This window comes from Flavobacterium ustbae (assembly GCF_003946915.1).
Taxonomy (GTDB): domain Bacteria; phylum Bacteroidota; class Bacteroidia; order Flavobacteriales; family Flavobacteriaceae; genus Flavobacterium; species Flavobacterium ustbae.
Window position 1 is genome coordinate 799807 of record NZ_RPOC01000001.1, and the last position, 22674, is coordinate 822480.

At 33.9% G+C, this 22674-nt stretch carries 19 protein-coding genes and 1 tRNA gene; 17 read left to right on the forward strand and 3 right to left on the reverse strand.

Annotated elements, in window-relative coordinates:
• Positions 1–42: 42 nt before the first annotated feature.
• Together EG814_RS03420 and EG814_RS03425 are read left to right on the forward strand one after the other, a co-directional pair.
• Positions 43–3219, forward strand: a complete 3177-nt coding sequence (locus EG814_RS03420; protein WP_125718894.1) for an efflux RND transporter permease subunit — start codon at positions 43–45, stop codon at positions 3217–3219.
• Positions 3220–3358: 139 nt separating this feature from the next.
• A complete protein-coding gene (locus EG814_RS03425; RefSeq protein ID WP_125718896.1) occupies positions 3359–4585 on the forward strand; it encodes a TCR/Tet family MFS transporter in 1227 nt (408 codons plus the stop codon).
• Between the two features lie 66 nt (positions 4586–4651).
• On the opposite strand, the gene EG814_RS03430 is transcribed toward EG814_RS03425, so the two are convergent.
• Positions 4652–6103, reverse strand: a complete 1452-nt coding sequence (locus EG814_RS03430; RefSeq protein ID WP_125718898.1) for an RNA-binding domain-containing protein — start codon at positions 6101–6103, stop codon at positions 4652–4654.
• Positions 6104–6256: 153 nt separating this feature from the next.
• Complete coding sequence (locus tag EG814_RS03435; protein WP_125718900.1) at positions 6257–6694, reverse strand: retropepsin-like aspartic protease; 438 nt, start codon at positions 6692–6694, stop codon at positions 6257–6259.
• A gap of 222 nt (positions 6695–6916) precedes the next feature.
• Between EG814_RS03435 and EG814_RS03440 the strand changes: the two genes are divergently transcribed.
• The 5 genes from EG814_RS03440 to EG814_RS03460 all read left to right on the forward strand — a co-directional run bounded on the left by EG814_RS03440 (position 6917) and on the right by EG814_RS03460 (position 13406).
• Entirely contained in the window at positions 6917–7888 is a 972-nt protein-coding gene (locus EG814_RS03440) for a CDC27 family protein (protein WP_235830899.1), read from the forward strand.
• Between the two features lie 506 nt (positions 7889–8394).
• Positions 8395–10101: a S41 family peptidase gene (locus EG814_RS03445; protein WP_125718902.1), complete on the forward strand. Its 1707-nt coding sequence runs from the start codon at positions 8395–8397 to the stop codon at positions 10099–10101.
• Positions 10102–10419: 318 nt separating this feature from the next.
• Entirely contained in the window at positions 10420–11187 is a 768-nt protein-coding gene (locus tag EG814_RS03450; protein WP_125719107.1) for a TatD family hydrolase, read from the forward strand.
• A 64-nt stretch (positions 11188–11251) separates the two neighbouring features.
• The gene (locus EG814_RS03455; protein WP_125718904.1) at positions 11252–12388 is read left to right on the forward strand and encodes a 1-acyl-sn-glycerol-3-phosphate acyltransferase; all 1137 of its coding nucleotides are present in this window, start codon (positions 11252–11254) and stop codon (positions 12386–12388) included.
• On the forward strand, positions 12378–13406 hold the full coding sequence (locus EG814_RS03460) for an asparaginase (RefSeq protein ID WP_125718906.1): 1029 nt from the start codon (positions 12378–12380) through the stop codon (positions 13404–13406). Before EG814_RS03455 ends, EG814_RS03460 begins: the two co-directional genes overlap by 11 nt.
• Before the next feature lie 142 nt (positions 13407–13548).
• On the opposite strand, the gene EG814_RS03465 is transcribed toward EG814_RS03460, so the two are convergent.
• On the reverse strand, positions 13549–14787 hold the full coding sequence (locus tag EG814_RS03465; RefSeq protein ID WP_125718908.1) for an MFS transporter: 1239 nt from the start codon (positions 14785–14787) through the stop codon (positions 13549–13551).
• Positions 14788–14877: 90 nt separating this feature from the next.
• Here EG814_RS03465 and EG814_RS03470 point away from each other — a divergent pair, with 90 nt between their 5' ends.
• The 10 genes from EG814_RS03470 to EG814_RS03515 all read left to right on the forward strand — a co-directional run bounded on the left by EG814_RS03470 (position 14878) and on the right by EG814_RS03515 (position 22553).
• Positions 14878–15747: a LysR substrate-binding domain-containing protein gene (locus EG814_RS03470; protein WP_125718910.1), complete on the forward strand. Its 870-nt coding sequence runs from the start codon at positions 14878–14880 to the stop codon at positions 15745–15747.
• Between the two features lie 59 nt (positions 15748–15806).
• Positions 15807–15893 (forward strand) — tRNA-Ser (locus EG814_RS03475).
• A gap of 153 nt (positions 15894–16046) precedes the next feature.
• The gene (locus EG814_RS03480) at positions 16047–16223 is read left to right on the forward strand and encodes a MarR family transcriptional regulator (RefSeq protein WP_125718912.1); all 177 of its coding nucleotides are present in this window, start codon (positions 16047–16049) and stop codon (positions 16221–16223) included.
• Positions 16224–16425: 202 nt separating this feature from the next.
• Positions 16426–16788 carry an S-adenosylmethionine decarboxylase family protein gene (locus EG814_RS03485; RefSeq protein WP_125718914.1) on the forward strand — a complete coding sequence of 121 codons (363 nt, stop codon included), beginning with the start codon at positions 16426–16428 and terminating at the stop codon, positions 16786–16788.
• Positions 16789–16791: 3 nt separating this feature from the next.
• Entirely contained in the window at positions 16792–18018 is a 1227-nt protein-coding gene (locus EG814_RS03490; protein WP_125718916.1) for a DUF4178 domain-containing protein, read from the forward strand.
• Positions 18019–18024: 6 nt separating this feature from the next.
• Positions 18025–18210, forward strand: coding sequence for a hypothetical protein (locus EG814_RS03495; protein ID WP_125718918.1), 186 nt, complete (start codon positions 18025–18027; stop codon positions 18208–18210).
• A 14-nt stretch (positions 18211–18224) separates the two neighbouring features.
• Positions 18225–18440 carry a DUF350 domain-containing protein gene (locus tag EG814_RS03500; protein WP_125718920.1) on the forward strand — a complete coding sequence of 72 codons (216 nt, stop codon included), beginning with the start codon at positions 18225–18227 and terminating at the stop codon, positions 18438–18440.
• On the forward strand, positions 18433–19953 hold the full coding sequence (locus EG814_RS03505) for a polyamine aminopropyltransferase (RefSeq protein WP_125718922.1): 1521 nt from the start codon (positions 18433–18435) through the stop codon (positions 19951–19953). The genes EG814_RS03500 and EG814_RS03505 overlap by 8 nt, the downstream gene beginning before the upstream one ends.
• Positions 19928–21556 carry a flavin monoamine oxidase family protein gene (locus tag EG814_RS03510; RefSeq protein WP_125718924.1) on the forward strand — a complete coding sequence of 543 codons (1629 nt, stop codon included), beginning with the start codon at positions 19928–19930 and terminating at the stop codon, positions 21554–21556. The genes EG814_RS03505 and EG814_RS03510 overlap by 26 nt, the downstream gene beginning before the upstream one ends.
• Positions 21534–22553 carry a hypothetical protein gene (locus EG814_RS03515; RefSeq protein ID WP_125718926.1) on the forward strand — a complete coding sequence of 340 codons (1020 nt, stop codon included), beginning with the start codon at positions 21534–21536 and terminating at the stop codon, positions 22551–22553. The genes EG814_RS03510 and EG814_RS03515 overlap by 23 nt, the downstream gene beginning before the upstream one ends.
• Positions 22554–22674 lie beyond the last annotated feature (121 nt).

A 22674-nucleotide genomic window follows, 5' to 3' on the forward strand; every position in this document is an offset into this window, starting at 1 on the left:
AGGACTAGGGACTAAAAAACTAAGGACTTAATAAAAAAACATATGAAATTAGCCGAAATATCCATAAAACGTCCGTCGTTAGTAATTGTACTGTTTACAATTCTAATTTTAGGTGGATTGTTCAGCTACAGCCAATTAGGCTACGAGCTGATCCCGAAATTTGAAACCAACGTTATTACGGTTTCTACTGTATATCCAGGAGCTTCGCCAAGTGAGGTAGAAAATACAGTAACCAAAAAGATTGAAGATGCGATTGCGTCATTAGAGAATATTAAAAAGATCGACTCGAAATCTTACGAGTCACTTTCTGTAGTATCGATTACATTACTTTCTACTGCAAATGTAGATATTTCGATGAACGATGCACAGCGTAAAATTAATGCCATTTTAAGTGATCTTCCAGACGATGCTGACCCGCCGTCTTTGACTAAATTCTCTTTGAGTGATTTACCAATTATGACGCTTGGAGCGAATGGTAAAATGGATGAAGCAGAATTTTACGATTTGATCGATAAAAAGATTGCGCCAGTTTTGTCTCGTGTACAAGGGGTTGCACAGGTAAATATTATTGGTGGTCAAGAGCGTGAGATTCAAGTGAACCTTGACGCTGTAAAAATGCAAGGTTACGGACTTTCTGTTCCTCAAGTACAGCAAACTATTTTGACTTCAAACTTGGATTTCCCAACAGGAAACATTCAAACTAGAAATCAGAAAATCTTAATCCGTTTAGCGGGTAAATATAAAAATGTTGAAGAACTAAGAAACTTAGTAGTTTCTTCTAAAGACGGAATTCAAGTTCGTTTAGGTGAAATTGCAGATGTTCAGGATACACAAAAAATCGCAGAGAAAATTGCACGTGTAGATCAAAAAAGTGCCATTGTACTTCAAATTGTAAAACAATCAGATGCGAATGCCGTTGCGGTAAGTGAGCAGTTGATTAAAACAATCAAAACATTAGAGAACGATTACAAATCGGCTCAATTGAAATTGGAAGTAGCAAAAGACAGTACTGTCTTTACACTTGAAGCAGCAGATTCTGTTGTACATGACTTGTTAATTGCGGTTATTCTGGTAGCATTCGTAATGTTGTTCTTCTTGCACAGTATTAGAAACTCGTTAATTGTAATGGTATCTATTCCGGCGTCTTTGATAGCAACATTTATCGGAATCTATTTATTAGGTTACACGCTTAACTTAATGTCTTTACTTGGTTTATCTCTTGTTGTGGGTATTCTTGTGGATGACGCGATTGTGGTATTGGAAAACATTTACCGACACATGGAGATGGGTAAAAGCCGAATTCGTGCCTCTTACGACGGTACTGCCGAAATTGGTGCAACGGTAACTTCGATTACATTAGTAATTGTGGTGGTGTTCTTGCCAATTGCGATGAGTACAGGATTGGTATCGAACATTATTACACAATTCTGTGTTACGGTAATTATATCAACAATGTTCTCATTATTAGCTTCATTTACAATTATTCCATGGTTGTCTTCTCGTTTTGGAAAACTAGAGCATATTGAAGGTAAAAATCTTTTCGGAAAAATTATCCTTGGATTTGAAAGCTACCTTACTCGTTTTACCAACTGGGTATCAAACTTACTAAACTGGTGTTTAGATCACTATATTAAAACAATGGTGGCTATCGTAGTGATGTTTTTTGGAACAATCTTCTGGTTAATGGGAGGCGGATACATTGGAGGAGAGTTCTTCGCATCATCTGATAGTGGTGAGTTCTTAGTACAAATCGAGATGCCAAAAGACGCTTCGCTAGAGCAGACTAACTTTATGACGCAAAAAGCAGAAGCTTTCTTAAAAGGAGAAAAATATGTTTTCAGCCAGATTACAACGGTAGGACAAACCAGTGAAGGTTTAGGAGCAGCACAAGCTACAGCTTACAAAGCAGAGATTGACGTTAAAATGATCGAACAAAAAGATCGTACAGATGATGCAAACGTTTATGCAGCTAAAACAAAACGTAAACTGGAGAAAATATTAGTTGGAGCTAAAGTTAAAACAGTACCAGTAGGTATTTTAGGAACTGCTGAAGATGCAACTTTAGGTTTGATCGTTACAGGTCCAAACGTAGAAAGCGCCATGAAATTTGCAAAAATGGCTGAAGCAGAATTACGTAAAATTCCTGGAACAACAGAGATTAAATTAACAGTTGAGGACGGAAATCCAGAAATCAATGTTCAAGTAGACAGAGATAAAATGGCTGCTTTAGGACTAACGCTTCAAACAGTTGGTTTAACCATGCAGACAGCGTATAGCGGTAATACAGACGGTAAATTTAGAGCTGGCGAATACGAATATGACATTAACATCAAATATAACGAATTTGATAGAAAAAACATCACAGACGTTAGTAACCTGATTTTCATAAACAACGCAGGTCAGCAGATTAAATTAAATCAATTTGCTACAATTACTGAAGGTTCTGGACCAAGTAAATTAGAGCGTAGAGATAAAACAGCTTCTGTAACCGTACAAGGTCAGAATGTTGGGGTGCCAGCAGGAACAATTGTGCAGCAATGGCAAGAAAAACTGGATAAATTGCAAAAACCAACCGGAGTTAACTACATCTGGGGTGGTGACCAAGAGAACCAATCTGAAGGGTTTGGTACTTTAGGAATTGCATTATTAGCCGCTATTATCTTAGTATATCTTGTAATGGTTGGTCTTTACGACAGTTTCGTTCACCCATTTGTGGTATTGTTCGCGATTCCGTTATCGTTCATTGGGGTTTTATTTGCATTGGCGTTGACAAACAATACGCTTAATATCTTTACCATTTTAGGGGTAATTATGTTGATTGGTCTGGTGTGTAAGAACGCGATCATGCTTGTCGATTATACCAATCAGCGAAGAGCTGCTGGTGAGTCTATCAGAACAGCTTTGATTCAAGCAAACCACGCACGTTTGCGTCCAATCTTGATGACGACAATTGCGATGGTGTTTGGTATGTTCCCAATTGCATTAGCATCTGGAGCAGGAGCTGAGTGGAAAAACGGATTAGCATGGGTAATCATTGGAGGTTTGATTTCATCATTATTCCTTACTTTGATTGTTGTACCAGTAATCTATGATATTATGGAGAAAATCATTAAGAAATTCTCTAAAGGAGAAAAAATCGATTATGAAGCTGAAATGGTTGCTGATTATGAGCATACAGAATTAAGCGAAGACGGTTTTAATCCGAAACATACACATTAAGATTAAATCCCAAATCCCAATTTGGAGAAAATTAAAATTTTAAAATCTCAAATTCCTTAATTGGAATTTGGGATTTTTTTATTGAGATTTAAATTAGTGTAGGCTTTTTCGTTTATTTGCATCACCATACAAATGTATTATGTCACAAAAAGATAAGTCTGCAGCAATTGGTTTTATTTTCATAACTATGTTAATAGACATTACAGGATGGGGAATTATTATTCCTGTAATTCCAAAATTAATAGAAGAACTGATTCATGGCGACATCAGCGAAGCTGCAAAAATCGGTGGCTGGTTGACTTTCGCGTATGCGATAACTCAATTTGTATTTGCTCCTGTAATTGGAAATTTAAGTGACAAATTCGGAAGAAGGCCAGTAATCTTAATCTCTCTTTTCGGATTTTCATTAGATTATATTTTGCTAGCCTTTTCGCCAACCATTATTTGGCTTTTTATAGGAAGAATTATTGCCGGAGTCACTGGAGCAAGTATCACAACGGCATCTGCGTATATTGCCGATGTCAGCACGCCTGAAAATCGAGCCAAAAACTTCGGGTTAGTTGGAGCTGCTTTCGGATTAGGATTTATCATCGGACCTGTTATTGGTGGCTTGCTGGGCCAATACGGATCGAGAGTTCCGTTTTATGCCGCGGCGGTCTTATGTATGCTGAATTTCCTTTACGGATTTTTCATTTTACCAGAATCACTTAAAAAAGAAAATAGAAGAGAATTTGACTGGAAACGTGCCAACCCAATTGGAGCAATTTTAGGATTGAGAAAACACCCAACATTAATTGGTTTAATTGCTGCTATATTTCTGTTGTATGTAGGTTCACATGCTGTACAAAGCAATTGGAGTTTCTTCACCATCTATCAATTTAATTGGGATGAAAAAATGATCGGAATTTCACTCGGAATAATCGGTTTATTAGTTGGAGTTGTACAAGGTGGATTAGTTCGTTACGTCAATCCGAAAATAGGAAACGAGAAAAGCATTTATATTGGTTTAGCCTTATATACAATTGGAATGCTACTGTTTGCTTTTGCAACAGAAAGCTGGATGATGTTTGTATTTTTAATTCCGTATTGTCTTGGCGGAATCGCAGGTCCAGCTTTGCAATCTGTTGTGGCAAGTAAAGTAGCGCCAAGCGAACAAGGAGAAATTCAGGGAACTTTGACCAGTTTAATGAGTGCTTCTTCTATCATTGGTCCGCCTATGATGGCCAATACCTTTTATTTTTTCACTCATGAAGATGCGCCATTTAAATTTGCAGGCGCACCATTTATTTTAGGCGGAGTTTTAATGCTGTTGAGTACAGTTGTTGCTTATTTTTCTTTGAAAAAACATTCAGTTTCAAAAATATAAATTGTAGAACAAGAAGAAATAGAATAAAAATTGAAGCCTTTTATTGAGATCTTTTGGTTAATTCAATTAAGCCCAAAAGGGAATATACTTTTTATATTTTCTGGAATTACTCGAAGGATCATCATCCTTAATTAATCCTTCAGAAATAGTCTCTTTAATAATTCTTGAAGCTATTGCAGAATTCTGTTCTTCAATTTGAAAGCGCTCTCTTAAACTTTGATTTGTCATAATATCATTTGAAACATAACGTAAGCAAGCATGTTGATAGCAAGCTCTAACTTTATCTTTCTTATCTAAATGATTGAGCTCTTTATAACTAAACATTGTAACTCTTGTTCTTTTTTCTGACACTATAAAATCTACAGCAGGTAATTGAAATATTTCATTATAAAAAATGACTTTATCAATTCCGCTTCCCTTTTCCTCACATATTCCAAATCTTCTTAATATATCAGCTAATTTCTCATTTCTAGATATATATTCATCTATAAAACGTTGAGGAGTTATTAAAGGAAGACCGGGATTTGAAATTTCAATCCGATCAGAAAAAATTTCAATCATCGGAAAACCTTTTTCATCAAAATCTTGATGTATGAGAGCATTTGCGACTAATTCTCTTATTGCAATTTCAGGATACATCTTAGTTTCTTTTCTAAAAGCTTTCCCTATTTCTTCATTGGAGGGTAGTTGACCATTAATCCAGTCTATCAGTCCATCAAATCCAACTGCATATCCTCTTTTGCCAATTTGCTCTCTTATGGTTTCAACCTTGTTCTTCCCCTTATAAACAATTACTCTTACTGCTTTCCGACCAATGCCATCAAATTCTTCTAGATTTTTAGCTAATAGAATAGCCCCTAGTTTGGTTATATCATATTGATCTTTATTCTTTTTTATAAATTTTTCAGAAAGAAATTTTTCTATTACTGCATTTTGATTATTTGGGTATGGCAATTTTAATAATTCAAAATAAGTTTGAGAACTAAGTAAGTTAATTATATCAGAAGATGTTACATTTGATTTAGCTATATGGTTTTCTAATGGCTTGTTAGGAGCTTTTCTCCAGATTTTACCCTCTTTCTCAGGGAAATCACTCAGTTTTCTTGTATAACTTCCAATTCTGATATATGATACATTTAAAAAATCAACAGGTCGATTATCTGCACATGGAATTATAATCATAGAAATTCGCTTTCCTTCTTCATAGTCAAATTCATGAAATCTAAAATCAATTTTAGGAGCAAGTCGATTAATTAACCAACTTTCCAAATCTTCACCACCTTTTTTGTGAGATTTGATTTTGAAAGTTGTTCCTACAACCTTATGGGTTTTGTCTTCAACACCAAAAATTAAATACCCATGAGAATGATTATGTAGACACGCCCCATTAGATAATGCAGAAATACGTTCGCCAATTTCTTCAGCTGAATGATAGTTTAATTTGAATTCAACCCACTCGCTTTCATCAGGCTGTTTAATTAACTCGTTTACGATATTTATTAACTTTTTTTGTTCCATGATCAAATAACCATCAAATAAGAAAGCCTTGATTTTACTGGCTTTGTTATGTAAAAATACACCTAATTATCAAATAACGATCAAATAAAAATGCTTTTTTGTTAATAACTTTTTTGTTTTGTAAATTTATCGACTATAGCTCAAATTTAGTTTCTATTTTAAATACAAATAATGATTAAAATAATCAATAATTGCTTTGCCTTCCAACAAAACGTCAGCACCAATAATACCGTGAACAGGTTTGGCTTTATAAGATTCTAAAGCTTCATTTACATGCGAAAGATCAAAAATGACGATGCTGAAATTTTTGCTTTTCCAGCTTCCTAACTGAAGTTTATTTTCAGACGAAATTTGTGTTGTCATTCCAGTTCCTCCAGCTCCAGAAGCTTTGGTTTTAGAATTTTTGGCAGACAATTCAAAATGTTCAATGCATTCAAAACCAACACAGGTATTGGATGCGCCTGTGTCTAAAATGAAAGTTCCCTTAATGCCATTAATTTTGGCTTTTATCTGCAGATGCTGCGTTTTGGTAATTTTAAATTTTATTTTTTTGTACTTCTCTAGTTTGAGAATTTTGTGAAGATCTTCCATGTATGCTTGTTCTTAAATATCAAAAATAAAGCAATTACACCCAAAAAACTAATGATATACTAAAGTTATAATTTTAAAACTTTTAAGAGTTCTAAATATACATTAGATTACTTTTTTTTGATAATTTCCATACGTGTATGTGATTGATTATAATGTTGTTATCTTGGTTTTTTAGAGATTTATAAGATTCTTTTTTTTAAATTAGCAGTAAAATGCTTTTTTATGGGTCAAAATAAAATTCATCCTGATCAAAAATATATTGACGGAATTGCTGCAAACGATTCTGTAATCATAGAAATGATATATAAGAAGTTTGCACCAAAAGTCTTCCAGTTTATACATCATAATTCTGGAGACAAAGATCAAGCGCAAGATGTGGTTCAGGAAATTATGATTTTACTTTTTAATCAGGCTAAAGCTGGAAAACTTCAATTGACTTGCCCATTTGATGCCTATTTCTTCTTGTTATGTAAAAGACGGTGGCTTAACGAACTGAAAAATTCTGGCAACAAACAGGGAACAATTTATGAGAATGTAGTATCTGTTAATGAATCTGCTCATGAGTTGATTGCCCAAACAGAAAAATTTGAAGAAGAAGAAAAACGTTACCAACAAGACAATAAATTGCTGATAAAAGAAGGGAGAGCCGCTTTTGAAGCAAACCTGACTAGAATTTCAGACAAATACTTCAATAAAAAGAAACACAAAACAATTTCGCTTAAACCGTGGTATTTCGTTGCAGCGGTATCTGTAATTATTATGTTCGGATTATTTTTCTTTGATTATAATCATTATCCAAATTTTGAAGATTATAACCATCTTGAAAGGGCTTATTTTACAGAGACAGGTGTTTCTGAAGCAAATTTAAAACAAGCAGAGATCAATTTCAACGCACAAAAATATGATGATGCAATTCCGATTTTTGAAATGATTTTGAAAGAAAACAATTCAGACGAGATGAAGTATTTCTATGCAGTTTCATTATTGCAAGTGAGTAAATATGTAAAAGCAGAAACTATTTTTAAAGAATTAGAAGCCGGAAATTCGGTTTATAAAGAGAAAGCAAAATGGAATCTGGCTCTGTCTAAACTAAAACAAGGAAAATATAAAGAATGTAAAACAGTTCTAGAATCGATCTCTGAGGATTATGAAGATTATGATGAAGTAGAGCATTTATTAGAAGAATTGGAATAAAATCAAACTTTTTGTAAAAAAAATGCCCGTAATACGGGAAACCTCAATCGAATTTCGAATTTTAGTTCTAAATTCGATTTTCTTTTTAAGAAAGATGCAGTTTGGAACACACTTTGCTATTTATAGGAGCAGATAATAAACTCCTATTTGTTGCACTAAGGAACGAGGGATCGCACTAGATGATCGAGAGAAAAAATGGGGGTTTTCTTTTTCGAAGCTTCTTGTGAGGTTCTTCGTTCGTTAGAAGGACAAAAAATAGGTTATTATTGTTCAAACCTTTGTCAAAGTTTTAAGCTTAGACAAAGGTTTTTCATTTTTTAGAAAAGTATAAACTTGTTTTTATTTACGCTTTCGCGAAAGCGAGTCTATCATCTACGTTTAGTTTACTAATTTTCAGTGTAATTTGAGGAAAGCCGTAAAAGTTGTTTAGAATTATTTCCTACATTCGGCAGAATCAAAAAACTGAGTTTCCCAAAACTATTTTTAACTAACCCCCAAAACGCTGCATGAAAAAAATTACGTTATTTTTCCTGATTATATTTTCGCAAATTCTCTTTAGCCAAAAAGTTACCGAAACCGAAAAATTAGTTGCAACCTGCAAAGTCTGGGGATTTCTAAAATATTATCATCCAAAAGTTGCCGCTGGAGAGTTCAACTGGGATCAGCAATTGATTGATATTTTGCCAAAGGTTGAAAAAGCACAAACCAGAAAAGAATTTTCATTGGTAATCTCAAACTGGATAGATACGTTAGGAGAAGTGCCATTAATTGAACCAATTGCAGAGCCAAAAGATGTCAAGTTTTTTGATAAGAATTTCGATTTATCATGGATCAATACCAGCGCTTTATTCTCTAGAAATCTTTCAGCAAAATTGAAGTTTATTGAAGAAAACAGATATCTGTCTAATGAAGAATTTAGCCCAGATTTTGATGCTTTTAAAAAACTGAAAAATTACTTCGATCTGGATTACAATAGCAAAAGTAACAGGGTTTTAATGACTTTTGCCTATTGGAGTGTTATAGAATACTTTTTTCCATATAAATATGTAATGGACCAAAAATGGGATGTTACGTTAAATGAAACGCTACCTTCAGTGGTTCAGGCAAATAATTCGGATGAATTTTATAAAGCATTCAGAAAAATGATAACCAAACTGAATGATAGTCACGTTATGTTTCACATTTATCCAGATGCTTCAGCTACAAAAAGTCCGGTTTATTTTCCTGCAACGGGTAAAATAATAGACGAAAAAATAGTGATTACCGAGATTTTGGGAGATAGTCTGGCTGAAGCAGATAATATTAAAGTTGGGACTGTAATTACCAAGATAAACAATAAAACTATAAAAGAACTTATTCAAGAAAATAGAGATATTTTCTGTGCTTCAAACGAAGTTTCTTATCAAAATAAAATTGTTGGAAATTTGCTAAAAAGTGAATCTGAGAATGTTAAAGTAGAATTTTTATCAAACGGAAAGTACGAAACAAAAACAATGACATGGTCTAATTATCATGATTCGCATAGAAATGAGTTTAAAAAAGGAGCGCAAAAAAAGAAAGATAAATTTAAACTTTTAGGTAATAATATCGGTTATGTTAATATGGGGGTGATCAAACCCAAGAATATTCCAGATATGATTGAAGCTCTTAAATCGACAAAAGCAATTGTTTTTGATATGAGAAATTATCCGCATAATACATGGAAAGAGATTTCAGATTTTTTAAATCCTGAGGAAAAGAAATTTTGCGATTATACAATGCCTTACTTAAACTATCCTGGCAAATTTGTTTTGGAAGAAGGAAGAAAAGCCGGATTTGAAAACAAAGATCATTACAAAGGAAAAGTTATTGTATTGCTCAACGAAGATTCTATGAGCCAGTCAGAATGGACGGCGATGTGTTTTCAAACATCTGGAAATACGACTATTATTGGCAGTCAGACAGCGGGAACAGACGGAAATAATTTTGAGTTTGATTTTAGAGGATTTCATACTGGCTTTACAGGAATAGGAGTTTATTATCCAGACGGTCGAGAAACGCAAAGAATCGGAATTGTGCCAGATATCGAAGTCAAACCAACCATAAAAGGAATTCAGGAAGGAAGAGATGAGGTTTTAGAAAGAGCGCTTTCTTTTATAGAAAAAGGAGAATTAAAGCCACAAAATTCTCAAAAACAAGCAACGATCAAGAATCTGGAAAATTTTAAAAACTAATAATTAAACCTTTATCATTAACTATGATGAAGGTTTTTTGTTTCTGAAAAGAAAAAATCTGCCATATCTGCAAAATCTGCGAGAGGATAAATCCTCGGCAACTTTGGGTTTAGACCTGACAGGTTTTTTAAAACCTGTCAGGTTTATCGATGTATCGAATTGTCTTTTAGAAATAATACAAAAAATTAAAAATCCGTTTTTATCAGCGCTTTCGCGAAAGCGAATCAGTAAAATCCGCGTTTCAACTCCAGAATTGCTATTCTTTTAATATTGTCGTAATTTTGCCAACTATAAAAATTAAGACAGTTGGAACCTACTATAACAATCACCGATACCCATACCCATTTATATTCTGAAGAATTTGATCAGGATCGAGGCGAAATGATTCAGCGCGCTATTGATGCCGGAATTACGCGTTTTTTTATTCCCGCAATCGATGCTGCGGCGACGCAGTCTATGTACGATCTCGAAAAAAACTATCCTGATAATATCTTCTTGATGATGGGTTTGCATCCCACTTACGTAAAAGACAATTATCTAGACGAATTGGCGCATGTAGAAACCGAATTAGCCAAACGAAAATTCTACGCAGTCGGCGAAATCGGAATCGATTTGTATTGGGATAAAACACATTTAAAAGAGCAGCAAATTGCTTTTAGAAAACAAATTCAATTAGCAAAACAATACAAATTACCTATTGTAATTCATTGCCGTGAAGCTTTTGATGAAATCTTTGAAATTTTAGAAGAAGAAAAATCTGAAGATTTGTTTGGGATTTTTCATTGTTTTTCCGGAACTTTAGTACAAGCACAGCAGGCAATTTCGTATAAAATGAAATTAGGAATAGGAGGAGTAGTTACATTTAAAAATGGAAAAATTGATCAGTTTTTAAATCAAATCGATTTAAAACATATTGTTTTGGAGACCGATTCGCCTTATTTAGCGCCAATTCCGTATCGCGGAAAACGAAATGAAAGCAGTTATCTAGTTAACGTAATTGCTAAATTGGCCGATATTTACCAAGTTTCGGAAGAAGAAATTGCAGCAATTACAACACAAAATTCAAAAGACGTTTTTGGGATTTAACTTGTGCCTTACAAAACTTTAATTTTTTTTTTGTTCTTTTGCCCACTTAAAACCAATATAAATAATGCAGAGATTTGATGCCATTCGACCGTTTTATGATTCCGAAATAAATGAAGCCCTTCATAATGTTGTAAATCATCCAATGATGAAAACTATGATGAACTTTACTTTTCCGGAGGTAGAAGATGAGGTTTGGAAGGAACAATTAAAGAAAACACATTCTATTAGAGATTTTCAATGCAATTTTATTTATAACACTATTCAGAAAGTTCTAGAAAAAAGCTCTGAAGGTTTAACGACTTCAGGTTTTGAAAAATTAGAACCAAATACTTCGTACTTATTTATCTCCAATCATAGAGATATTCTTTTAGATACTACTTTATTAAATGTTTGTTTATTCGAACACGGTTTAGTAATGACGGCTTCGGCAATTGGAGACAATTTAGTGAAGAAAGCTTTCTTGGCAACATTAGCAAAACTAAACAGAAACTTTTTGGTTTTAAGAGGTTTAACACCTCGCGAAATGTTGCAGAGTTCTAAATTATTGTCTGAATATATGGGACAATTACTGCTTCGCGAAAACCGTTCGGTTTGGATTGCACAAAGAGAAGGAAGAACAAAAGACGGAAATGACGAAACCAATCCAGGAGTTTTAAAAATGATCGGAATGGGTTCTGATGAAGGAAACTTAATGGATTATTTTAAGAAATTAAAGATCGTTCCAGTTTCTATTTCTTACGAATATGACCCGACGGATGTGCTGAAAATGCCACAATTAATGGCAGAAGCAAACAACGAAGTTTACGTAAAAGATAAAAATGAAGATTTCATGACCATTATAAGCGGTATCATGGGAACTAAAAAAAGAATACATATTTCGGTCGGAGATGTTCTGGATACAGAAATCGATCAGATTGTAGCCGAAAATGACAATGCAAACAAGCAAGTTCAGGCTTTGGCACAAACGATTGATGATGTTATTTTGAAAAATTATCAATTATGGCCGACTAATTTTATTGCTTACGATATCCTGAACGAAACAGATAGATTTGCTGACAAGTATAAAGAAAGCGAAAAATCATTGTTTGAGCGCCGTTTAGAAATGAGAATCGGAAGCGATAATCCTGTTACAAGACAAGGGTTTTTAGCCATGTATGCTAATCCTGTTGTCAATAAATTAAAATACCAAGATGTCATCTAAAGCAAAAATCCTATTGATTTATACCGGAGGAACAATCGGTATGAGCAAAGACTTTGAAACTGGAGCGCTCAAAGCGTTCAACTTTGGTAAATTAATTCAGAAAATTCCAGAAATTAAACAATTGGATTGCGAAATCGAATCGATTTCTTTTGAGAACCCAATTGATTCTTCGAATATGAATCCTCAAATGTGGACCAAAATTGCCACTATTATCGAGGAAAGCTACAGCGCTTTTGACGGATTTGTGGTTCTTCACGGATCAGATACCATGTCGTATTCGGCTTCGGCATTGAGTTTTATGCTCGAAAATTTAGCAAAACCAGTTGTATTTACAGGTTCGCAATTACCAATTGGAGATTTGCGTACCGATGCCAAAGAAAACCTGATTACAGCAATTCAGATTGCTTCGCTTTTAGAAAACGGAAAACCAGTTATTAAAGAGGTCTGTTTGTATTTTGAATACAAATTGTATCGCGGAAACCGAACTTCTAAAGTAAATGCAGAACATTTTAGAGCTTTTACAGCGCCAAATTATCCAGAATTGGTAGAATCTGGTGTTCACTTAAAACTAAACAGACATTTATTTCTTCCCGTAAAAAAAGAGGCTAAACTGATTGTCCATAAAAACTTAGACAATCACGTTGCTATTATCAAAATGTTTCCAGGAATGAGCGAAATTGTTTTGGCTTCGATCCTTGCCACTTCTGGCCTACGCGGAATTGTACTAGAAACATACGGTTCTGGAAATGCTCCAACCGAAGATTGGTTTTTAAATTTAATTGAAAAAGCCATTAAATCGGGAATGCACATCGTAAACGTAACGCAATGCTCAGGCGGAAGCGTCAACATGGGACAATATGAAACCAGTACAGCCCTAAAGTCTTTAGGCGTTATTTCTGGAAAAGACATTACTACAGAAGCTGCAATTACAAAACTAATGTATTTGCTAGGACATAAAATTCCTCAAAACGAGTTTAAAGATGTTTTTGAAACGGCTCTTCGTGGGGAAATATCTTAATTGTAATTCCAATTTTTTTAAATCCCAAATTCCAAATTTCCTCGAAATGACAAGCTGTTCAAAAAGAACCGGCTTAATTAAATGAACTTATATTACTTATATGGTTCAAAAGTCCCCCTTAAGTTTGGAATTTGGAATTTTTTTAATTGGAATTTTTATATTCAACAGTACAAGTCTCCAATTCCTCTTCAACTTTATGTTTTTTATAATACACATAAACCAAAACCGAAAGAATACAAATAACTCCCTGAATGGCAACGGTAGCTCTTACGCCAAGAGAATGAGAAACATAGCCAATAATTAAACTTCCTACAGGAATCATTCCCTGATAAGCCATCATGTAATAGCTGATGCTTCTAGAACGCATATTTACAGCACTATGAGTCTGAATATAAATATTGATAGAAGAAGTTTGTCCCATCATTCCAATTCCGCTCAGTGTCATACAAATTAAAGCAATTGTGATACTGCTTGAAATCGCTAAAATAATTACGCTAAAACCAAGAAGTAAACTTGCTGCAATCATCAGCTTGTTCATGTTTTCGGCAGATTTTAGATTGGCAAGGTAAATTGCAGATAAAACAGAACCAATTCCAGCAGCGCTTTCGAACCAACTGAAAGTTTCGGCGTTTCCGCTAAAAATATCTTTCGCAAAAACGGGCATTAGCGTATTGAACGAAATTACAAACACACTGCTACATGTTAGCATCATGAGCATTCTTGCCATTTCGGTTTCTTTTTTAACGTAATCTAGACCTTCGATAAAATCATCTAACATATTTAATTTATTTTCAGCTTTTATATGTGGTGTCATTTTCATCATCATTAATGAAATAAGAACAGGAATATAACTCACGAAATTTCCAATAAAACAAATATCTTCACCATATTCATGCAGAATAATTCCGGCAAGCGCAGGACCTGCAATTCGGGCAAAATTGTTTAAAGTGGAGTTAAGCGCGACTGCATTTGGAAGATCTTCTTTATTGTCGACAATATCGATCATCATCGTTTGGCGACACGTCATATCAAATGCGTTGATAATTCCTTGTACAAGACTCAAAGCCAAAATAAAATTGATATTGTAAATTTTAAGATAAATAAGCAAAGCTAAAGTTCCAGCCTGAAGCATCGCCAAAGATTGTAAAAATAGCATTGTTTTATGTCTGTCATAACGGCCGATGATACTTCCAGCTAAAGGAGCCAAAAACAAAGACGGAATCATGCTTAAAAATGTCGCTAATCCTAATAAAAATACAGATCCCGTTATACTATAAACCATCCAGCTTACGGCTGTTTTCTGCATCCAGGTTCCAATAACTGATACGGATTGTCCGTAGAAAAATAACTTGAAGTTTTTTGATTTTAAGGCTTTAAACATGACTCTAAATATTTAATACAAAGTTCGGGATTATGATAGTATTAGAAAAATTAATAATTTTACTTATAATAAGTAGTAAAACTTATCAATATGGAACTTTATCAACTGCAGTATTTTATTAAAACGGCTGAGGTTTTGCACTTTACCAAAGCTGCAGAATTGTGTTTTGTAACGCAATCGGGGCTTTCGCAACAAATAAAAAAACTCGAAGAAGAGCTTGGTTTGCCTTTGTTTAAGCGAATTGGTAAAAAAGTGCAATTGACAGAAGCTGGTTCCGTTTTTTTGATTCACGCAAAAAAAGTGGTCGAAAATGTTCAAAACGGAAAACAAGCCATCGAGGATTTAAACGAAATGATTGGTGGCGAACTTAGAATTGGCGTTACCTATATTTTCGGACTTTTGATTCTGCCCGTCGTAAATGCCTTTGCCAAAAGATATCAAAACCTTAAAATTATTGTGGAATACGGAACGACAGAAACGCTGGAGCAAAAATTAATTAATAACGAACTAGATTTAGTACTCGTTATTTCGTCACACCCGATAGAATTGCCCATTCAGAAAGTTCCTTTGTTTATTTCAAAGATGGTTATGGTAGTTTCTAAAAATCATGCATTGGCGCATTTGGATAAAATTGCGTTTAAGAAAATAGAAGATATACCGCTTATTTTACCCGGAAAAGGATCGAATTCGCGAGAATATGTCGAAGAATTATTCTTAAGGTTCAATATGAAACCTAAAATTTCGATCGAACTACAATCGATTCATGCCTTGCTTCAAATGGTAGAAAACAGTGATTGGGCGACAATTGTGGCAGAAAAAGCATTAAAAGACTGGGATCAGCTTAAAGCCATACAGATTACGGGTGTTGCCACTAACAGGGAATCTTTTATGCTGACAATTGGAGGGTACCAGAAAAAAGCCGTAAAACTATTTATGGATGAATTTAAAAAAAGCATTTAAAGGAAGAACAATTTACCTTTGTAAAGTCAGATTTTTTTGTGTTATTTGCAAACCAAAATAGAAAGGTGTCCGAGTGGTTTAAGGAGCTAGCCTGGAAAGCTAGTATATGGGTAACTGTATCGAGGGTTCGAATCCCTTCCTTTCTGCAAGAAAATTTAAAAACCCGCAGTTTCATAAAAAATGAAATTGCGGGTTTTTTATTTGATAATGGGGTCTGATTAACAATCAAAAACAATATTTATGAATTTTTGTAAGTTAATTTTTACTATTTTTGCCAAATATTTTTTAAAATAAAATAAATGGAAACTAAAGATCAGGTGTTAGAGGCAATTAAAAAAGCAGCTGCGCCAGTAAATGCGGGAAAGGTAGTTGAATTAACAAAATTGGATCGTAAAGAAGTAGACAAAGCGATGAAAAAATTAAAAGATGAAGGATTAATTGTCTCGCCGAAACGCTGTTTTTGGGAAGCCAAATAATTACAGTTTTGAAATCCGGTTTTCCGGATTTTTTGTTTTTAAAATTTTATTAGTCCTGAAAAAACTAAAACTTCTACTTCTTAAAAAAATATCAAAACTAAAAACACATAGTCCTAAAAAGTTATTTTAAAAATACGGTTTCCCGCATTTTTTTATTACAGAAATATTATATATTTGGCTCCTGCGTAATATAAATAACTTGATGGATTTACCTCCTTATTCGCCAGGATTGCATAAACTGGTTACTCTACATGTCGACCAAATCTGGAAGCTTACAGACAGCAAAGGTTTTGTGGCGGTTACCAATTCTATTTTGCAGAAATACGAATTGGAGAAGGTTGGGGCAGTAGTTCACGATTTTGATAACGATAGTTTTACGATTTCGTACTGCTTGAAAGAATCGCATATTTGTATACACACTTGGCCAGAATACAATCAGTTGACTTTAGATGTTTATTTGTGCAATTATCTTCAGGACAATTCAGCAAAAGTGCGCGCTGTAATGGCCGATTATGTGACGTATTTTGATGCCGCAATTATTAAAGATTTTGAAATTAACCGTTAAGATATGAAGATTCCTTGTTACGACTGTAATACAGAAACCGAATTAGAGGTTGGTTTTGAAGTTTTAAATTTTGTTTGCCCTGAATGTTATAGCGTTTATATCGTTGATGAGGCGGGACAATTTAGAAGAAGATCGCAATATAGAGCTCCTTTTCATGATTGTCCGCTGGCAATTGGTGACACTGGCTTCTTAAACGGAAGTGAATACACAGTGACAGGAATTCTAAGGAAAAATGTTTATCCAGATTATACTTGGACAGAATTTATCTTGCAGAACAAAGAAAAAGAATTTCTTTACTTGTCGCTTTCAAATGGACATTGGATGGTGCTTACCGAAATGGAACCTATTGCAGATATAAAAAAAGGTATTAAGATTCTAAAATATAAAGATGTTAGTTATAATTTATTTGAACATTCAGATGCTGAAATAATTAATGCGAAAGGATTTTTTGATTTTCATATTCCGAACAAGAAAATTCATTTGGCAGAATTTATAAACCCGCCATACCTTGTTTCGATCGAAAAAATGAATAATGTTCAGACTGCTTTTCATGGTGAATATATCAGTAAAAATAAAATCAAAAAAGCATTTCCTAGAATAACATTGCCTTATCAATCAGGAACCAGCATGATTCAGCCGTTTCATTTTGATCTTACCAATACAGCGGTTATTTTCTGTTTTTTTGCTTTGCTAATTATTTCTGCAAACTGGTACATTTATAAAGATCAAGTCGAGCAAAATGTTTTTAATAGCAGTATTAAATTCAGCGAATTTGATAATAAAGAAATAACGAGTCCGTCGTTTGTATTAAAAGGAGCTTCGGCACCAATGACGATTAAGGTTTCTACAGGTGTAAATAATTCTTGGGCAAACATAAACATTGCTTTAATAAATGAAGATACTAACGACGAAATTTACGCTAACAAAGACATAGAATATTATTATGGCAGTTCTGATGGAGAATCTTGGACAGAAGGGAGCCAATCGGAGAAATTTAATATTTGTGGAGTCGAAGGCGGAAAATACCATCTTTTAATAACGCCAATGAAAGCTCCAGAAGATCTTTCGAACGGCGAAATGGCGGTGAGTGTCGTATGGAATCAGCCTTCTAACAGAAATGCTTGGCTGGTCATTATCGGAATGATTGTAATTTACTTTATAGTACGTTACCTAAGAATTCAATTTGAAAAAAAGAGATGGGCAGACAGCTCTTACTCTACTTACGAATAAATTAATATGAAAAGAATTTTTGACTTCTTTACTTATAACTGGGCTCCATTAGCAATTGGATGCTTCTGCTTTGGAGTTTACATGTATTTTACTCTCGCAGGAAACCGAATCTGCGATTGCGAAACGACAGAAAATTATAAATCAACAACGAGCGGAAGCCGTTCATCATACAATCATTTTTATCACAAATAAAAAAATCAATTAATATGGAATTAATTCACGCTCAGCCAATAGTAAATTCAATTATTTACTCTCTTTTAGGAATCATCATTTTATTGGTTGGTTATTTTATTATTGAAAAACTGACTCCAGAAAATACATGGAAAGAAGTTGTAGAAAAAAATAATGTTGCTGTTGCAATCGTTTTGGCAGCGTTTATCATTGGGATTTCCATGATTATTAATGCCGCAATTCATGGGTAAAAAGTTTCTCAAATTCGAATTTCTTTTACTTTTTGCTGTATTTATAATTGCCACCTGCGGACTTATTTACGAGTTGGTTGCTGGAACTTTGGCTAGTTATTTACTGGGCGATTCGGTAAAACAATTTTCGTTTATTATTGGCGTATACCTGTTTTCTATGGGTATAGGCTCGTTTTTTTCCAAGTTTTTTCATAAAAATCTGCTCAACACTTTTGTAGAAATCGAAATACTGGTCGGACTTATCGGAGGTATGAGTTCGGTAGTTTTGTTTCTATTGTTCGAAAATGTTGGGTCTTTTCAATTCATTTTATATTTATTTGTTTTTGTAACCGGTTTTTTGGTCGGATTGGAAATTCCGCTTTTAATGAATATTTTAAAAGATAGGGTCGAGTTTAAAGATCTCGTTTCGAATGTTTTTACGTTTGATTACATTGGAGCTTTGCTGGCTTCAATTTTATTTCCGCTGGTTTTGGTTCCGAAATTAGGCATCATGGGAACCTCTCTTTTCTTCGGAATGATCAATGTAAGCATTGCAATTGTACTTTGTTATTTATTGAAAAGAGAATTAAAAAAGGTTTATTTTCTGAAAGCAAAAGCCATTTTTTCTTTCGTATTGTTATTGACGGTTTTTATTTTTTCGAATGATATTTTGGCCTATTCAGAAGGCAAATTGTACGGAGAAAATATTATTTATACTAATTCGACACCTTATCAGCGTATTGTTTTAACGCATAATAAGAGCGATTATAGGCTTTATCTGAATAATAACTTACAATTTAGTTCGGCCGACGAATACCGTTATCACGAAGCCTTAGTTCATCCTGCAATGTCAATAGCAAAAAGCGTCAAAAATGTTTTGGTTTTTGGAGGAGGAGATGGTTTGGCAGTTCGCGAAATCCTGAAATACAAAGATGTAGAAAAAGTAACTTTGGTCGATTTGGATGAAGGAATGACCAAACTATTTAAAACAAATACGGTATTAACCGGTTTCAATCAAAACTCACTTAACAATCCAAAAGTCACTGTAATAAATACAGACGCTTATATTTGGTCAAAAAGCTGTAAAGAGCAATTTGATGTCGCGATAATCGATTTTCCAGATCCGTCCAATTACAGTTTGGGGAAATTGTATTCGCTGAATTTTTATCAGACCTTAAAAACCATTTTAAAACCAGATGCGGTGGCAGTTATACAGACCACGTCGCCTTATTTTGCGCCAAAATCTTTTTGGTGTATTAACAAAACTGTGATGCAGGTTTTTCCACAGGTCGATGCGTATCATGCATACGTTCCGTCATTTGGAGAATGGGGTTATACGATTGCTATAAACGGTTTCGGAACGACTTTTAATACCGTAAACCGAAAAGCAGAAAAATTGAAATTTTACAATTATCAATTTGACCGATTCAATTATTTTACCAATGATATGATTTCGAATGAGATCGAAATTAATCGTTTAGACAACCAGATTTTAGTACGTTATTTTGATGAAGAGTGGGGAAGACTGCAATAAGTCGAGAAGAGGCTTTATAAAAGTAATTGGCGCGGCTTTAATTGCGGTTCCGTTTCTGCAGTTTTGTTCTGATAAAATTGCGGTGCTGCTAATTCGTTTATCTGGAACCAAACATTTGCTCGGACATCGTTTATGGATTAAAGATTTTCCTAAGCCGACCAAACAAATTCAGATTCCATATTTAATTGTGGGCGGAGGAATTTCGGGTTTGAGTGCTGCACGACAATTTCAAAAAAGAGGAATTTCAGATTTTTTGATCTTAGAATTAGAAAACCATTTGGGAGGAAATTCTTCAAATGGACAAAACAAATATTCTAAATATCCTTTAGGCGCGCATTATTTGCCATTACCAAATTTTCAAGACAAAGAATTGCTTTATTTTTTAGAAGAAGAAAAAATAATTTTGGGTTACGATTCAAAAGGATTTCCCATTTTTGATGAATTGCAGCTGACTTTTGCTCCAGACGAACGTTTGTTTTACAAAAACAATTGGCAGGAAGGCGTAGTGCCAAAAAACGGAAATTTAGTTTCTGATGATTTGGAGTTTGAGAAATTTTTCAAGCAAATGGATGTTTTTAGAACTTCAAAAGGAGAAGACCAAAAGTATTTATTTGATATTCCGATCTATCTTTCTTCAAAAGACGAAAAGACAAGAACTTTAGACAAAATCACGATGAAACAATGGTTTAAGCAGCATCATTTTACTTCTGAGCCTTTGTTTAATTATATTGATTATTGCTGTAAAGACGATTTCGGTTTAGGAATTGAATACGTTTCGGCTTGGGCAGGAATCCATTATTTTGCCGGAAGAAAGCAAGACAGCACTTCAGAAAAACACGATAGCGTTTTAACATGGCCAGAAGGAAATGCGCGTCTTGCCAGCCATTTAAAAAAATATACGACTGATAAATCTTTGAAGAATCATTTGGTTTATGAAGTGAAAATTGAAAATCAAAAAGTCATTGCAAAAGCTTTTGATGACGCAACAAAAACTTCTGTAGAAATCATTGCTGACAAAGTAATCATGGCATCTCCACAATTTGTAAATCAATATTTAATTTCAGATCGAAAAACCTTTACAAAAGATTTTCAGTATACACCATGGCTTTTGGCGACTTTAGTTGTCAATGATTTATCAGATAATGGCAGTTTTCCGCTGTCTTGGGATAATGTAATTTATGATGCAAAAGGTTTGGGATATGTTTACGATCAGCATCAGACTTTGAATCAAGTTCAGGACAAAAAAGTCATTACGTATTATTACAGTTTTTCTTCGGCCGATTTAAAGAAGACCAGAAAAGAGCTTTATAAAAAAGACAAAGAATATTGGAAACAGTTTGTTTTGAACGATTTAAAAATTGCGCATCCCGATATTGAAGAATGTACAGAAGAGATAGAAGTTTTTCTTCTGGGACACGGAATGATTTCGCCTGCTCCAGGATTTATTTTTGGTGAAGCGAAGAAACAGGCTAAACAAAACATTCAGAAAAAGATATATTTTGCTCACAGCGATTTGTCTGGAATTTCGATTTTTGAAGAAGCTTTCCATCAAGGGATTAATGCAGTAAACGAATTATTAGATGACACAACCTTGGATTCATAAAGCCAAAACAGATCTGACTTTTATTATCGGACCATCTTTTTTTGTGCTGGCGATAATTTTTATTTTTCAGGATTATATTACTGAAATTGAAACGGATTATTCTTTTTATACTTGGCTTTTTCTGATTGTTTTTATAGACGTAGCGCACGTTTATGCCACTTTATTTAAAACTTATTTTGTTGCCGATGAATTTCAGAAACAGAAACGGCGATTGGTTTTGCTGCCTCTTATTTGTTTTGTTATAGGAATCGTGCTTTTCTCGTTCGGGAGCTTAGTCTTTTGGTCATTTTTGGCTTATGTGGCGGTTTTTCATTTCATCAGACAGCAATACGGATTTATGAGATTGTACGCCAGAAAAGAAGCTAAAACCCAAATCTCAATTTGGATTGATAATCTAGCCATTTATGCTTCAACGGGATATCCGATGTTGTATTGGTTTTTTTCGTCTAAGCGAAAGTTCAACTGGTTTGTGGAAAATGAATTTTTTAGGTTTGAAAACGAAAAACTGCCAGAAATCCTGTTTTGGATTTATGCTGCAATTATGGTTTTGTATGTAATTTATACTGCTATAAAATCAATTCAGAATCAATTTTTCAATATTCCGAAGAACTGTATTATTCTAGGAACAGCACTTTCTTGGTACTTCGGAATTATTTATTATAATGATGACTTGATTTTCACTTTATTGAATGTCGTTTCGCACGGAATTCCATACATGGCTTTGATTTATTTTAAAGAAATCGATGGAAAATCGGAAGAAGAATTAGGCCGTTTGTCTTTTTTAAAACAATATAAAGGTCTTTTAATTTATATTGGAATTCTTCTTGTAATCGCTTTTTCAGAAGAATTTCTTTGGGAACTTTTTGTTTGGAACGAAAATATCAGTGTAACCAGTTTTGATTTTTCGAACTGGCAGATTTTATTGGTTCCATTACTGACGGTACCTCAGTTCACACATTATTTATTGGACGGGTTTATTTGGAAATCTAAAAAGTAAATCAATAAAGTTTCGTAGAAACAAATAATATTGTAGCAACGAATTTTTATCCGTTGAAGAGATTCACAAAGATTTTCCGATCGTTTAAGGACGGATTAAAATCCGTCCCTACAAAATCATT